This window comes from Bradyrhizobium sp. UFLA01-814, from assembly GCF_046718885.1.
Taxonomy (GTDB): domain Bacteria; phylum Pseudomonadota; class Alphaproteobacteria; order Rhizobiales; family Xanthobacteraceae; genus Bradyrhizobium; species Bradyrhizobium elkanii.
The window spans coordinates 1-14,131 of record NZ_JAQOSR010000197.1; the positions used below are offsets into that span (position 1 = coordinate 1).

12 protein-coding genes are annotated in these 14,131 nt (G+C 64.9%); 4 read left to right on the plus strand and 8 right to left on the minus strand.

Annotation, left to right across the window (positions count from 1 at the left end):
• Positions 1-139: 139 nt before the first annotated feature.
• The 7 genes from PMN64_RS37175 to PMN64_RS37205 form a co-directional block, all read right to left on the minus strand.
• Positions 140-826, minus strand: coding sequence for a DUF2848 domain-containing protein (locus PMN64_RS37175; protein ID WP_411784346.1), 687 nt, complete (start codon positions 824-826; stop codon positions 140-142).
• Positions 819-2,168, minus strand: coding sequence for an amidase (locus tag PMN64_RS37180; protein WP_411784347.1), 1,350 nt, complete (start codon positions 2,166-2,168; stop codon positions 819-821). Before PMN64_RS37180 ends, PMN64_RS37175 begins: the two co-directional genes overlap by 8 nt.
• A gap of 93 nt (positions 2,169-2,261) precedes the next feature.
• The gene (locus PMN64_RS37185; protein WP_411784348.1) at positions 2,262-2,981 is read right to left on the minus strand and encodes an ABC transporter ATP-binding protein; all 720 of its coding nucleotides are present in this window, start codon (positions 2,979-2,981) and stop codon (positions 2,262-2,264) included.
• Positions 2,971-3,699 (minus strand): ABC transporter ATP-binding protein, encoded by a 729-nt coding sequence (locus PMN64_RS37190; RefSeq protein ID WP_411784349.1) that lies wholly within the window; start codon positions 3,697-3,699, stop codon positions 2,971-2,973. The genes PMN64_RS37185 and PMN64_RS37190 overlap by 11 nt, the downstream gene beginning before the upstream one ends.
• Positions 3,689-4,609 (minus strand): branched-chain amino acid ABC transporter permease, encoded by a 921-nt coding sequence (locus tag PMN64_RS37195; protein WP_411784350.1) that lies wholly within the window; start codon positions 4,607-4,609, stop codon positions 3,689-3,691. The genes PMN64_RS37190 and PMN64_RS37195 overlap by 11 nt, the downstream gene beginning before the upstream one ends.
• A complete protein-coding gene (locus tag PMN64_RS37200; protein ID WP_411784351.1) occupies positions 4,602-5,525 on the minus strand; it encodes a branched-chain amino acid ABC transporter permease in 924 nt (307 codons plus the stop codon). Before PMN64_RS37200 ends, PMN64_RS37195 begins: the two co-directional genes overlap by 8 nt.
• Positions 5,526-5,570: 45 nt before the next feature.
• Positions 5,571-6,818: an amino acid ABC transporter substrate-binding protein gene (locus PMN64_RS37205; protein ID WP_411784352.1), complete on the minus strand. Its 1,248-nt coding sequence runs from the start codon at positions 6,816-6,818 to the stop codon at positions 5,571-5,573.
• Positions 6,819-7,048: 230 nt separating this feature from the next.
• Between PMN64_RS37205 and PMN64_RS37210 the strand changes: the two genes are divergently transcribed.
• The 4 genes from PMN64_RS37210 to PMN64_RS37225 all read left to right on the plus strand — a co-directional run bounded on the left by PMN64_RS37210 (position 7,049) and on the right by PMN64_RS37225 (position 10,913).
• A complete protein-coding gene (locus PMN64_RS37210; RefSeq protein WP_016841161.1) occupies positions 7,049-7,462 on the plus strand; it encodes a Zn-ribbon domain-containing OB-fold protein in 414 nt (137 codons plus the stop codon).
• A 4-nt stretch (positions 7,463-7,466) separates the two neighbouring features.
• Positions 7,467-8,606, plus strand: a complete 1,140-nt coding sequence (locus PMN64_RS37215; RefSeq protein ID WP_304499320.1) for a thiolase C-terminal domain-containing protein — start codon at positions 7,467-7,469, stop codon at positions 8,604-8,606.
• Positions 8,607-8,715: 109 nt separating this feature from the next.
• Positions 8,716-9,630, plus strand: coding sequence for an SDR family oxidoreductase (locus PMN64_RS37220; RefSeq protein ID WP_028338734.1), 915 nt, complete (start codon positions 8,716-8,718; stop codon positions 9,628-9,630).
• Between the two features lie 170 nt (positions 9,631-9,800).
• Positions 9,801-10,913 carry an SMP-30/gluconolactonase/LRE family protein gene (locus PMN64_RS37225; RefSeq protein ID WP_155258338.1) on the plus strand — a complete coding sequence of 371 codons (1,113 nt, stop codon included), beginning with the start codon at positions 9,801-9,803 and terminating at the stop codon, positions 10,911-10,913.
• A gap of 140 nt (positions 10,914-11,053) precedes the next feature.
• Here PMN64_RS37225 and ppc read toward each other — a convergent pair whose 3' ends face one another.
• Positions 11,054-13,861 (minus strand): phosphoenolpyruvate carboxylase, encoded by a 2,808-nt coding sequence (gene ppc, locus PMN64_RS37230; RefSeq protein ID WP_411784353.1) that lies wholly within the window; start codon positions 13,859-13,861, stop codon positions 11,054-11,056.
• Positions 13,862-14,131: the final 270 nt, after the last annotated feature.

The following is a 14,131-nucleotide window of genomic DNA, read 5'->3' on the forward strand; positions in this document are numbered from 1 at the left end:
CGAGGCGCTCCCTAACAAAGGCCACGCCTCGTTCTACACCGATTCCATCCAACCAATCAGCAGGGATCAAACACTTTTCGCAGGGACGACGCGTGGAGAGGTCTCGGTCGGCTCTGACGCAACGGCGCGCGGTGAAAGGTCAGCCCCTGACCGGCAGCGTCACCACATCGTAGCCGTGGCTGATCTTCCGCTTCAGCACCGGGTCTTCGAGTTCGAACTCGAACCGGCTGGCCGGGCGGATGCCGCCCTTGGCGGCGAAGGTGCCGCCGAACATGGCGCAGCCGTCGGGCAGCGCGCCCTGGTCGAAGCCGCGCGCGATCAGGTCCTTCACCGGCAGCATGTGATCGAGCGTGCCTTCCTGGTAGAGCACGCGCTGGCCGCCGATTGTGGCCCAGGAGCGCAGGACCAGCTGGTCCCAGTGATCAATCACATCCTCGAGTTCCCACAGCTCCGACGCCATCGGCTTGTCGCACATCTGCTTCGACACCGTGACGCTGTAGCTCTCGACCTTGCGGTCGGTGTGGTCGGAGCCGCAGCCGACGAAGATGCGGCCCTGCCAGCCGATCAGCACGAACTCGACCTCGCCGCTCGAATCCTCGCCGCAGACCTCGATGGCATCGGCGAAGGTGAGCCGGCGCGCCGAGCAGCGGTAGTAGATCGGCGTGGTCGCGGGCCGCGCGATGCCGAGCGCTTCGAGCTCGGCGATATGCTTGTCGCGCGCCACCGGATCGCGGCCGGTCCAGCCGGCGATCACGGCCTGCCTGATTTCCAGTGTGAGCGGAGTGGCGACGCCCTTGTCGTCAACATTGAAGGTGAGATCAAACACGGATCACGGTCTCCATTCCGGCAGCGAGCTCGAAAATGCGCCGATCCGAACCGCCCGCGGCGGCGAGCATCAGTCCGACCGGCGCCTCGCCCTCGCGATGCGCGGGCAGCGAGATCGCGCAGCCGTCGAGCACATTGATCAGCGTGCAGTTGCGCAGCGCGCGCAAATTCTCGGTGGCGAACGCTCTGTCGTCGGTGAGGCTGGCGATCGTAGGCGGCAGGTTCGCCGTGGTCGGCAGCACCATCGCATCATAGGGCGCGATCCGCTCCTCGGTGCGAGCGATGAAGGAGCGGCGCGCGTTGAGCAGATCGATATAGTCGGCGGCCGGAAAGCCCTCGCCGCGCTGGATGCGCACGGCGACGCGCGGATCGTAGATGTCGCCCTTGCTGGCCAGCAGGAAGCGATGCCAGGCGTAGCTTTCGGCGGCGGCAAAGCCGCCCTTGGCGTTCATGACGCCGACATCGAGCAATTCAGGCACCTCGATCCGCTCGATCAAGGCGCCTGCGCGCGACAACGAAGCGAGCGCGCGCTCGAAGGTCTTCGCGACGGCATCATCGAGGTCGTCGAGCGCGACCGTGGTCGGCACCGCAAGCCGCATGCCCTTCACCGGGCGCGGCGTGACCGGCGTCACCGGCTGGTCGGCGAGCACCGCGTCGAGCGCGGCGCAGCAGGCCACCGAATTGGCCAGCGGGCCGTAGCTGTCGAGCGTGAACGACAGCGGTACGCCGCCATCGAGCGGAATCCGGCGCTGCGTCGGCTTGTAGCCGACGATGCCGTTGAAGGCCGCCGGAATCCGGCAGGAGCCGCCGGTGTCGGTGCCGAGCGCGCCGAACGCCATGCCGTCGGCGATCGAGACCGCCGCCCCCGAGGACGAGCCGCCCGGCACGTGGCCGACGCTCCGGTTCCAGGCGCTCTTCGGCGTGCCGTAATGCGGATTGATGCCGATGCCGGAATAGGCGAACTCGGTCATGTTGGTGCGGCCGATCACGACGAAGCCGGCGCGCTTGAGCCGCGCCACCACCGGCGCATCGGCATCCGCCGGCGCCGAATCCTCCAGCGCCCGGGAGCCGGCGCGGGTCACCTGCCCCTTGATGTCGAACAGATCCTTGATCGAGACCGGGATCCCGGCAAAGGGCGACGGCGCCGCATTGGCCTTGCGCAGCCGATCCATGGCGTCGGCGGCCTCCAGCGCGGCATCGCGGTCGACATGGATAAAGGTGCGCTGGCCCTCGCCTGAGGGATCAGCGATCCTGGCGATGCACTGCTCGACGAGCTTGCGGGCAGAGGTCGTGCCGCTGGCGAGATCGGCGGCAAGGGAGGCGAGTGTCGGATTCTTGGGCATGGCTTTCACTTCACGGCTTGCACTTCATGGCTTGCAGCTGATTGTCGCCCGAACCGAGGCCGATTTCCAGTGTGCGTGGCCCCTCACCTCGCATCACTTCAGCCCGAAATAGGCGCGGTGCAGCTCTTCATTGCCGCTCATCTCGGCAACCGTGCCGGAGAAGCGGATCCGCCCGCCTTCCAGCACGAATACGCGGGTGGCAATCTCGAGGAAACCGATATTTTGCTCGGCGATCAAGAGTGCCAGCCCGCGGCCCTGCAGGCTCGACAAGGCGCGCAGCACCTCCTCGACGAACAGCGGCGACAACCCGGCCGAGGGCTCATCCATCACCAGCAGCTTCGGCTCGGCCGACAATGCCTTGGCGATGCCGAGCATCTTGCGCTGACCGCCGGACAGGCTGGACGCGGGATCGCGGCGCTTGTCGCGCAACACCGGGAACAGGCCGTACAGTTCGTCGACCCGCGCCCCCGGATTGGCATGGCCCAGCGCCTGCGCGCCGACGCGGATATTTTCCTCGATCGACAGGTCGGGAAACACCGCAAGCTCCGACATGTAGGTCATGCCGCGCTTCATACGGTCCGACGAGCGCATCTTGGTGATGTCCTCACCGCCGAGCTTGATGTGGCCGCTGCGGGCTTCGATCAGGCCGACCAGCGACTTCAGGAACGTGGTCTTGCCCGCGCCGTTGGCGCCGAGCAGCAGCACGGTCTCGCCGGGGCGGACGTCGAGATCGACGCCCCACAACACCTGCATGGTGCCGTAGCCGGCATCGACGCCCCTCGTGTCCAGAAGCGACACCGCATCAGTGGGCATGCTCGCCTCCCAAAAACACCTCGATCACTTGCGGCTCGCGCACCGCGGTCGCCAGCGTCCCCTCGAAGATCTCCTTGCCCGCATTGAGCACGATGACGCGGTCGGTGATCTGCTCGATGAAGCCCATCAGATGCTCGACCACGATGATCGCCATGCCGGTCGCGGCCAAGGCCTTGATGCGGCCGGCGATCCAGTCGAGCTCCGCCGGGTTGAGGCCGGCGGCGAGTTCGTCGAGCAGCAGCAGCCGCGGCCGCGTGGCGAGCGCACGGGTCAGATCGAGCATCTTCTGCTGCGCGCTGTTGAGATCGGCGGCCGGACGGTCGGCGACCTCCTTCAGCCGGAAATCCTCGAGCAGTTCGGCGATCGACGGCGCACCGGTCGCGCCGCCATAGGCCAGCGCCACCTGGATGTTCTCGCGCACCGTCAGCGACAGGAACGGCTTCGGCACCTGGAAGGTGCGATTGATACCGCGGTGAACGAGCTTGTGCGAGGCGACGCCGCCGGCGGTCGCGCCGTCGAACACGACCTCGCCGCCGTCAGGCGCATAGAGACCGGAGATCACGTTGATCGCCGTGGTCTTGCCGGAGCCGTTCGGGCCGACCAAACCGAGGATCTCGCCCGGCACGACGTGGAAGCTGAGGCCATCGAGCGCGTGGAAACCACCGAAGCGCTTGACCAGCTTCGAGACCTTGAGGATCGGGGTTTTCTCAGGGGACATGCCACCCCCTGCGGGTTGCCAGCGACACCAGTCCAGAGGGCAGGAACAGCACCAGGCCCATGATCAGGAGGCCATAGATCAGCTGGAAGTATTGCGGCGTAGTGAAGCCGATCAGATTGTAGATGCCGTAGAGGATCAGCACGCCGACGATCGGGCCGGTGATGGTGGCGACGCCGCCGAACAGCGCGAACACGATCGCGAAGATGCTGAACTCGCCGGAGAACACGTTGTCCGGATAGAACACCGAGACGTACCAGGCGTAGATGCCGCCGGCGAGGCCGGCGACCAGCGCCGAGGCGAGCCAGGCAATCACCCGCATCTTCACAATATTAACGCCGGCCATCGAGGCCGACACCGCATCCTCGCGCACCGCCTGGAGCGCCAGCCCGAACGGCGAGTTCTTCAGATAGACCACCGCGCCGACCGTCAGCGCCATCACGACGACGGCGGCATAGTAGGCGTGGGTCGGGTTGAAGGTGCCGGTGAGCGAGACGCCGTAGGGGCCCTTGGTGATGCCTTCCAGCGCCGGGTTGGCGACGAAGTGCAGCACCGCGAGCGAGGCCGCGAGATTGGCGATCGCGAAATACGCGCCCGACAGCCGCAGCAGCGGCGTCAGCAACAGGCCGAGCGCAACCGCCACGACGCCGCCGACCAGCACGGCGAGCGGTGCGGGCATCTGCAGATGCATCACCATGATGGCGAAGCCATAGGCACCGGCGCCGAAGAAGCCGACATAGCCGAACGGCAGATAGCCGGTGAAGCCATAGATGATGTTCACGCCCTGCGCGAGGATCAGGAAGATCACGAAGTTGAACAGCAGCAGATGGTTTTGATAGACGCCGGGCAGCAGTGCGAACACCACCACCAGCGGCGCCAGGATGAACAGCAGGTGCTTCGAGGCGCTATGCAACGCGCACCCGCCTTCCGAGCAGACCGCTCGGGCGCAACAACAGGATCACGATCAACAACACATAGGGCAGCAAGTCGGCCCAGGAACTGAGATAGGTCTGCACCAGCATGTAGCACAGGCCGTAGACGACGCCGCCGAGCGCGGTGCCGAGCGGATTGCCGAGCGAACCCAGCACGACGATCGCAAACGACGTCACGGTCGCGTCGGCGCCGAACGCCGGCGTCACCGAGCCGAACATGAAGGGCGCGAACACGCCGGCGACCGCCGCGATGCCGAGCCCGATGCCGAACGCCGCCGCCGAGACGCGATCGACATCAATGCCGGTCGCCAGCGCCTCGTCACGGCGCGACATCACCGCGCGGGTCAGGGTGCCGAGCCGGGTGTGGTAGAGATAGAGGTAGACCAGCGCGATCGCGATCAGGCTGGTGATCGCCGCGATCACCCAGGGCGCAGGAAAGCCCTGGCCGAAAATCTGGATCGGCCCTGCTCCGCCCGCCTTGCCGCCGAACCACTTCACCTTGATGGTCGTGAACACGGTGCCGAGCAGCCGGCTCTGGATCGATCGTTCGCTGGTGCCGGCGAAGATCGTGGTGACGGCCTCGATCACTTGCGACAGGCCGAAGAACAGGATGATCGACAGCATTTCCGGATTGGCCGAGCCCTGCAGCCGCGGCACCAGCACCCAGTACAGCAGCACGCCGACCAGCACGAACACCACGAAGGCCAGCGGCACCGCGAACAGCGGGTCGACGCCGGCGATGCCGACCACGCCGAGCGCGATGAAGGCGCCGAGCATCAGGATGTCGCCATGCGCAAGGTTGACGATGCGCATGACGCCGAACACGAGATTGAGACCAATGCCGACCAGGCTGAAATACAGCCCGAACAGCACGCCGGCAACGAGCGCATAGATCATGCTACCGCTCGCCGCCGAAGGTTACGCCCGCCGCCCTCACCTGCATCACGGAGCCGGATAGATCGGCTTGCCGGTGGCGGTCTCGTGCGGATAGATCGAGACGAACTTGATGTGATCGTGCTCGTCGACCGTCAACTGGCCGAGCGGCGTCAATTCGCCGATCTGGCCGCCCGTCTCATCCAGCGCGAAGGTGCCGTCCAGCGTCTTGAGCTGGCCGCTGAGCGAGAACACCGCGCGGCGCAGTTCCATCTGGTCCAGGCTGGTCGCAACCGACAGCGTCTTCTCGATCACCAGCGCAGTGGTGTAGCCGGCGACCGCGTTGAAGCCGAACTCCATCTTGCCGTCGTCGTACTTCTTGGTCCAGGCGGCGCGGAAATCCTTCATGTTCATCCCGAAATTGACGGGATAATCCAGCTCGGACGGCGGCACATAGGTCCAGATGTGCTCGAGGCCCTTGGCGCCGACATTCTTCTCGAGCAACTCGGTCTCGAGGCCGGCATAGATCGCGAACAGCATCTTGAACTTGGTGCCGACGTCCTGGACGTTGCGCAGGAAGGCGATGTCGTTCGGCGCATAGCCGAAATGGACCACGGCGTCCGGATTGGCGTTGCGGATGTTGTTGATGATGACGTTGTAGTTGGTGGTCTCGGTCGGGACGCCCTGGTCGTAGACGATCTCGATCGGCGCGCCGGACTCCTTGACGAACTTGCGGAACGCGTTGGCCTGGGTGCCGGTGAACTCGTTGGTCGAATAGAGGATGGCGACCTTCTTGATGCCGAGGCCCGGGCCGTCATGGCTGATGAAATCAGCGACCGGCTTCGGCCACACCGTCGACACCGGGTCGGCCATCAGCGCGATGTAGGGATTGTCCTTGGAGAAGAAGCTCGCGCCGGTGCCGGTCTGATCGAACAGGAACATCTTGTGGTCGCGCGCAATGGCAACGGCGGGCGCCGTCAGCACCGATCCGGAATCGGCGACCAGGAGGTCGACCTTATCCTGGGTGACGAGCTGATTATAAAGCGTCGAGGCGGTCGCGGTGTTGCTCTGGTCGTCATAGGAGACGAGCTTGATCGGGATCTTCTTGTCGAACGCCTTCACGAACACGCCACCCTCGGCGTTTTTCTGTTCGACCCACAATTTCAGCGAGCTGTAGACCGGCATCGAGATCGAGGCGTAGCGCCCCGACGACGCATAGAGCGTGCCGATCTTGATCTCCGACGGTGCGTCGGCGGCCATCGCCTGCGTGGCAAATGCGAGGCTGGCAGCGAGTGCCGCGCCGATGATCCTCAGCATGATATGTTCCTCCCGGCTATCTTGAACGTGTCTTGACGTATCTTGGACGCGGCCCTTCTACGCGCCGGATCGGAGCGACACAAGCATCGCGGCCTTAGCAATTGTGCGAGGGGCGGAATATGCGGCATGCGCGGGACACAGGCCGCTGCGCGGAGCATGGATGGACCGTTGACGGGCCTTGGTTCAATGTCGCATCAAGATCGTAACAATTTCGGGAGGAGACATCAGACATGGCCGAGCCCGCGCGCGCGAAACCAAAGCCGACACCGGAGACCCAGCATTTCTGGGATGGCACGAAGGCCGGCGAGCTGCGCCTGCAGCGCTGCGATGCCTGCGCCAATGTCTACTTTCCGCCGCGGCCGTTCTGCCCCTCCTGCGCCTCGCGCAAGGTCTCGATCTTCAAGGCCAGCGGCAAGGGCAAGCTCTACAGCTACGTCATCAACCACCGTCCCGCAGCGCCCGGCTTCACGCCGCCTTATGCGATCGCGGTCGTCGAGCTCGACGAAGGCCCGCGCATGATGAGCAACATCATCGATTGTCCGCAGACGCCGGAAGCGCTCGAGCTCGACATGCGGCTCGAGGTCGCCTTCGAGGCGCTCGACGACAAGATCACCCTTCCCTTGTTCCGTCCGGCAAAGGGGTAATGTGATGCGCAGGAACCAGGTTGCCGTCGTCGGTGCGGCCGAAACCACCGAACTCGGCGTCATCCCGAACATGTCGCAGATCCAGCTGCACGCGGACGCGGCGCTGAATGCGATCGCGGATGCCGGCCTGAAGCTGTCCGACATCGACGGCTTCGCCACCGCGGTCGAGACCCCGCAGCAGATGGCGCATTATCTCGGCATCACGCCGACCTGGGTCGACGGCACCTCGGTCGGCGGCTGCTCCTTCATGCTGCATGTCCGCCACGCCGCCGCCGCGATCGAGGCCGGCCTCTGCAAGACCGTGCTGATCACCCATGCCGAGAGCGGCAAGTCGATGATCGGCAAGCAGCCGCGCTTCACGCCGGCCGACAGCCTCAACGGCCAGTTCGAGGCGCCGTTCGGCGTTTACGGGCCACCGAGCATGTTCCCGATTCCCGTGCTGCGCTTCATGAAGACGCACGGCATCACGCATGAGCAACTTGCGAAGGTCGCCGTGGTGCAGCGCGAATGGGCGGCGAAGAATCCGCGCGCGACCATGAAGGATCCGATCACGGTCGCCGACGTCCTGAACTCGCGGATGATCGCCTATCCGTTCCGGCTGCTGCAATGCTGCCTCGTTACCGACGGCGGCGGCGCGCTGATCCTCACCTCGGCCGACCGCGCCAAGGATTTCCCGAACAAGCCGGTCTACATCCTCGGCACCGGCGAGAGCGTGGAGACGCCGATGGTCAGCCAGATGAAGACGTTTGACTCATCGCGCGCCTTCAAGGTGGCGGGCCCCCTCGCCTTCAAGGAGGCCGGCATCACCCACAAGGATGTCGATCATCTGATGATCTACGACGCCTTCGCGCATCTGCCGCTCTACGGCCTCGGCGATCTCGGCTTCATGCCTTATGAGGAGACCGGCAAGTTCATCGCCGACGGCAATACCCGCCCCGGCGGCAAGCTGCCGCTCAACACCAATGGCGGCGGCCTCAGCTACATGCACTCCGGAATGTACGGCATGTACGCGCTGCAGGAGAGCGTGCGGCAGATGCGCGGCATCGCGCCGGCGCAGGTGCCGAACGCGAAGATCTCGGTCTGTCACGGCGTCGGCGGCATGTTCGCCGCAAGTGGCACGATCATCTTTACGAACGAGAAGTAACAACTCCGTCGTTCCGGGGCGCGCGAAGCGCGAACCCGGAACCTCGAGATTCCGGGTCTGGTGCTTCGCACCATCCCGGAATGACGGAGAGCAAACCAGGAGAAGCGACATGGCAAAATCACTGCAGGATAAAGTCATCATCGTCACCGGCGCGGGCCGCGGCATCGGCCGTGAGATCGCGCTGCTCTGCGCGGCGGAAGGCGCCAAGGTCGTGGTCAACGATCCCGGCGGCGCCGCTGACGGCGGCGGCTCGAGCGCCGCGCCCGCCGAGGAGGTGGTCGAGGAGATCAAGAAGCGGGGCGGCACCGCGGTCGCCAATTTCGAGTCGGTGGCGGAAGCGATCCCCGCCAGCAAGATCGTGAAAACCGCGACCGACCATTTCGGCCGGCTCGATGGCGTCGTCAACAATGCCGGCATCCTGCGCGACATGATCTTCCACAAGATGAGCGTGGAAGCCTTCGAGGCCGTCATCAAAGTACATCTGATGGGCTCATTCTATGTCAGCCACGCCGCGGCACGCATCTACCGCGAGCAAGAGTCAGGCTCGTTCGTGCACTTCACCTCGACGTCCGGCCTGATCGGCAATTACGGCCAGGCCAACTACGCCGCCGCCAAGCTCGGCATCGTCGGCCTGTCGAAATCGATCGCGCTGGACATGGGCCGCTTCAACGTGCGCTCGAACTGCGTGTCGCCGTTCGCCTGGACCCGCATGATCGGCACCATCCCGACCGAGACCGACGCCGAGAAGGCGCGCGTCGAGAAGATCAAGCAGATGGGCCCGGAGAAGATCGCGCCGGTCTGCGCCTATCTGCTGTCGGACGCGGCCAAGGACGTCACCGGACAGATCTTCGGCGTGCGCATGAACGAGATCTTCCTGTTCGGCCAGCATCGTCCGGTGCGCTCGGTGCATCGCGGCGAAGGCTGGACGCCCGAGACCATTGCCGAACACGGCATGCCGGCGCTGAAGGGATCGTTCGCCAAGCTCGACCGCTCGGCCGACGTCTTCACCTGGGATCCGATCTGAACTTGATCTGATCCTCCGATCCGATCTGACAGTTTTATGAACCAGTCGCCTCCGCGAAACAGCGGGGGCGACACACTCTTTGGTTGTTTCATCATGGCGTGCCCGCATTGTGCCAGAATTGCGGGGGTATGATCGTCCTCCCGATAACAAAAAAGCCTGGGAGGACTTTCGTGACAAATCCAAGCAACATTCAGAAACACGAGGGCGACGGTGCGAAGGCGTTCGACCGTCGGACAATCTTGCGCGGCGCAACCGCGCTTGCTGCAACCGCGATGGCCGCATCCGATGCCGCAGCGCGCGACTTCGGCCCCAACGCGGAACCGCAGCGCTATCCCGATCCAGACATCGTCGTGATCGACGACAAGCGCTTCAAGGCCAAGGTCGGCAACACCGCGATCAAGCGGCTCTACACCGGCTGCCTGTGGGCGGAGGGTCCGGCCTGGAACGCGCAGGGCCAGTATCTGGTCTGGAGCGATATCCCGGCCAACCGGCAGTTGCGCTATCTCGACGATGACGGCCACATCTCCGAGCAATTCCACAAGCCGTCGAACGAGGCCAACGGCTCGACCTTCGATTTCGAGGGCCGCCAGATCACCGCCGAGCGCACGCGGCTGGTGCGCTACGAGCACGACGGAACCGTCACGCCCCTGGCGGAGCAGGCCAATGGCAAGCAGCTCAACGGGCCGAACGACATGGTCGTGCATCCCAACGACAAGTCGATCTGGTTCACCGATCCCGGCTATGGCGCGATTTCGATCTATGAGGGCCAACTGGCCAACACCGGATCGAAGCAGCCCTACCAGAAGGAAGCGGTCTATCGCATCGATGCTGCGACCGGCCAGATCACCAAGGTCGCCGACGAGCCGTTCAAGCCGAACGGCATCGCCTTCAGCCACGACTACAAGAAGGTCTATGTCTGCGACACCGGCACCACGCATTACCCGAACGCCAAGAACATCGTCTGGCAGTACGACCTCAACGGCGACAAGCTCTCGAACCCGCGCACGCTGATCGACATGACGCTAGACGGCAAGTCAGGCTTCCCGGACGGCCTGCGTGTCGACGTCGACGGCAATATCTGGGTCGGCGCCGGCTGGGTCGGACCGGGCTATGACGGCGTGCAGGTGTTCGCGCCCGACGGCCAGCGGATCGGCCAGATCCTGCTGCCGGAGACCTGCGCAAACCTCACCTTCGGCGGCAAGAAGCGCAACCGCCTGTTCATGACGGCAAGCCAGTCGCTCTACGCGGTCTACGTCGAGACCAGAGGCGCGCATAACTGTTGATGCAAACGCGCTGTCGTCCCTGCGAAAGCAGGGACCCATAACTACCGCTGTCAATCGTTGAAGAAAGCTGGGGCCCACATCGTTCACGACACTCCCAGTCGTGGTTATGGGTCCCGGCGTTCGCCGGGACGACGCTGTGGCTAACCGCTATTCCGCAGTCCCGCCGAGATCCCGTTGATCGTGATCTGAATCCCGCGCAGCACCTGCTCGTCCGGGTTCTGCGCGCGATACTCCTTGAGCAGCTCCACCTGCACGTGATTGAGCGGATCCATGTAAGGGAAGCGGTTGCGGATGCCGCGCTCAAGCAGCGGGTTACCCTGCAACAACCGTTCATGCCCCATGATGTCGAGCAACGTCTCGATCGACAGGTGCCATTCGCGGCGGATCTGGCCAAAAATCTTCTCGCGCAACGCGACGTCGGGCACCAGCTCGGCATAGCGCGAGGCGATCGCGATCGAGCTCTTCGCCAGCACCATGTCCATGTTGGACAATAGTGTGCGGAAGAACGGCCATTCCCGATAGAGCTCCTGCAGGAACGCCATGCCCTGCTCGGGATGCCCGGATATCCAGCTCTCGACCGCGCTGCCGAAGCCATACCAGCCCGGCAGCATCAGCCGGCATTGCGCCCAGGAGAACACCCACGGGATGGCGCGCAGGTCCTCGATCTCGCGGGTCTTCTTGCGCGAGGCCGGGCGGCTGCCGATGTTCAGCGTCGCGATCTCGTTGATGACGGTCGAACCCCAGAAATAATCGGCGAAGCCTTCGGTCTCGTAGACGAGGCCGCGATAGGCCTTGAAGGCGAGCGCGGAAATTTCCTCCATCGCCTTGAGATATTCGGGGCGCGGCGCGCTCTGCCGCGGCTGCAGCAGGCTGGTTTCCAGCGTCGCCGCGGCGAGGATTTCCAGGTTGCTGCGGCCGACCTCGGCATTGGAATATTTCGACGAGATGATCTCGCCCTGCTCCGTGATGCGGATCTGGCCGTTCACGGCGCCGCCGGGCTGCGCGATGATCGCGTCATAGCTCGGGCCGCCGCCGCGGCCGACCGAACCGCCGCGGCCGTGGAACAACCGCAAGCGCACGCCGTGGCGCTCGAACACCTCGACGAGGCCGATCTCGGCCTTGTAGAGCTCCCAGCCCGAGGTGACGAAGCCGCCATCCTTGTTGCTGTCGGAATAGCCAAGCATCACCTCCTGCACGCTGCCGAGACTGTCGACCAGCTTGCGATAATCGTGCAGCACCAGCATGCGGTCCATGATGCCGCTGGAGGCCCGCAGATCCTCAATGGTCTCGAACAGCGGCACGATGTTGACGGCGCTGCGGCCGGATGGATTGACGAGCCCGACCTCCTTCAACAGCACCGCGACCTCGAGCATGTCGGACATGCCCTGGCACATCGAGATGATGCATTGGGAGATCACTTCCGGCCCGAACCTGGCATGCGCCTCGGCCGCGGCACGGAACACGGCGAGCTCGCTTTGGGTCTCCTCGGAATATTTCACGAAGGGAGAGGCCAGCGGCCGCGCATTGCGCAGCTCGGCGAGCAGCAGGCTGACGCGGGCGTCCTCGCCGAGCGCCAGATAGGACATCCCCGGATTGGCGGTATCGAACAGCTCGGCGATGGTGCGCTCGTGCACCGCCGAGTTCTGGCGGATGTCGAGCCGCGCCAGATGGAAGCCGAAGCAATCGACCGCCCGCCGCAACTGCCGCAGCCGGCCGCGCGCGATCACGCTGGAATTGTTCGCGATCAGCGAGCGGTTGAGCACGTCGAGATCGGCCTGGAACTCCCTGGCGCTCGCATAGGGCTCAGCCTTGCCGACCGGCGGCCGGGTGGTCTCGACCTCGAGCCGAGAGGCCGTCGCCGCAAGCCTCGCATAGATGCCCGATACGGCCAGACGATACGGTTCGCCGCTGCGATGCGGCGAGGTGTCGGGCGAGCGCTCGGCGAGGCTCCGCAGCTCGTCCGAGACGTCGGCGAGATGCGCCGCCAGCGACAATTCGGCGCCAAGCGCATGCAGCTCCTCGAGGTAGAAGTTGAGTGCCTGTCTCGACTGCAGGCGCAGCGTGCCGCGCATCACCTCCGCGGTGACGAAGGGATTGCCGTCGCGATCGCCGCCGATCCAGCTTCCCATCCTGAGAAAGGATGCGAGTTCACCGGCCTCGCCGCCCTCCTTGTTCAGGCGGTCCTCCAGCGCGCAATGCAGCCGCGGCACTTCCTGCAGGAAGGTGTAGTCGTAGAACGACAGGCCGTTGGCGACCTCGTCGAGCACGGTCAATTTGGTCCGGCGCAACAGATTGGTCTGCCACAGCGTCACCACGGCGCGGCGCAGCTGCTCGTCGCTGGCGTCGCTCTCGTCTGGCGTCATCTGCAACCGCTCGCGGCGGTCGAGCAGATCGGCGATCTCCATCTCGCGGTCCATCGTGCTCTTGCGGCGGACCTCGGTCGGATGCGCGGTCAAGACCGGGCTGACGAGTGCACTCCTGAAGAAGCTGCGCAGATCGGCCGGGCTGATGCCGGCCTGGCGGGCATGCACCAGCGTCTGTTCCAGCGTGCTCGGCCGCGGCGCCCCGCTCGGGCCGCGGCTGCGCATCTGGCGGATGTTGTTCTGGTCCTCGGCGATGTTGGCGAGGTGGGAGAAATAGCTGAAGGCGCGGACGATCTGCAGCGTCTCGGCAATCGACATGCCGTCGAGGATGCCCTCCAGCTCCCGCCGCGCTAGCTTGTCCTCGTCGCGATGAAATCGGACCGAGGTCTGGCGGATGCGCTCGACCAGGTCGAATACGTCGGCCCCTTCCTGGTCGCGCACGGTGTCGCCGAGGACGCGCCCCAAGAGGCGGATGTCGTTCCGGAGCCGCGCATCCTCCTCCTGCGCAGTCGCTTCCAGAAGGCTGACCTCTGCGGCACGCTTGGCGCGGATTTCCGTCTCGGACGGCATGGTCTGGGGAGGCATTACCTGGGGAGACATGGCTTCGCTACTCCGGAGGCTGCCCGGCTCCTCCCGAGTGTGCGCTTTTTTTGCCGCAGCGCAAGATGAACTTGGTGGCGGTGCACCACTGCCGTCGTCCCGGCGAAAGCCGGGACCCATAACCACAGGGTTGAGTCGTTAGAAAGCTGTGGCCCCAGCGTCGTGCAACAATAACCTTCGGTGGTTATGGGTCCCTGTGTCTTGGAAGTCTGTCAGGATGAGGGTGGGCGGGAAGCCGTTGGGTCCTTGGCGCTT

What these genes read in the sequence shown, in the direction of transcription:
- PMN64_RS37180 (WP_411784347.1), bottom strand. Translation starts at nt 2,168, where the DNA reads ATGCCCAAGAATCCGACACTCGCCTCCCTTGCCGCCGATCTCGCCAGC.
- PMN64_RS37185 (WP_411784348.1), bottom strand. Translation starts at nt 2,981, where the DNA reads ATGCCCACTGATGCGGTGTCGCTTCTGGACACGAGGGGCGTCGATGCC.
- PMN64_RS37200 (WP_411784351.1), bottom strand. Translation starts at nt 5,525, where the DNA reads ATGATCTATGCGCTCGTTGCCGGCGTGCTGTTCGGGCTGTATTTCAGC.
- PMN64_RS37220 (WP_028338734.1), top strand. Translation starts at nt 8,716, where the DNA reads ATGGCAAAATCACTGCAGGATAAAGTCATCATCGTCACCGGCGCGGGC.
- PMN64_RS37190 (WP_411784349.1), bottom strand. Translation starts at nt 3,699, where the DNA reads ATGTCCCCTGAGAAAACCCCGATCCTCAAGGTCTCGAAGCTGGTCAAG.
- PMN64_RS37205 (WP_411784352.1), bottom strand. Translation starts at nt 6,818, where the DNA reads ATGCTGAGGATCATCGGCGCGGCACTCGCTGCCAGCCTCGCATTTGCC.
- PMN64_RS37215 (WP_304499320.1), top strand. Translation starts at nt 7,467, where the DNA reads ATGCGCAGGAACCAGGTTGCCGTCGTCGGTGCGGCCGAAACCACCGAA.
- PMN64_RS37210 (WP_016841161.1), top strand. Translation starts at nt 7,049, where the DNA reads ATGGCCGAGCCCGCGCGCGCGAAACCAAAGCCGACACCGGAGACCCAG.
- ppc (WP_411784353.1), bottom strand. Translation starts at nt 13,861, where the DNA reads ATGCCTCCCCAGACCATGCCGTCCGAGACGGAAATCCGCGCCAAGCGT.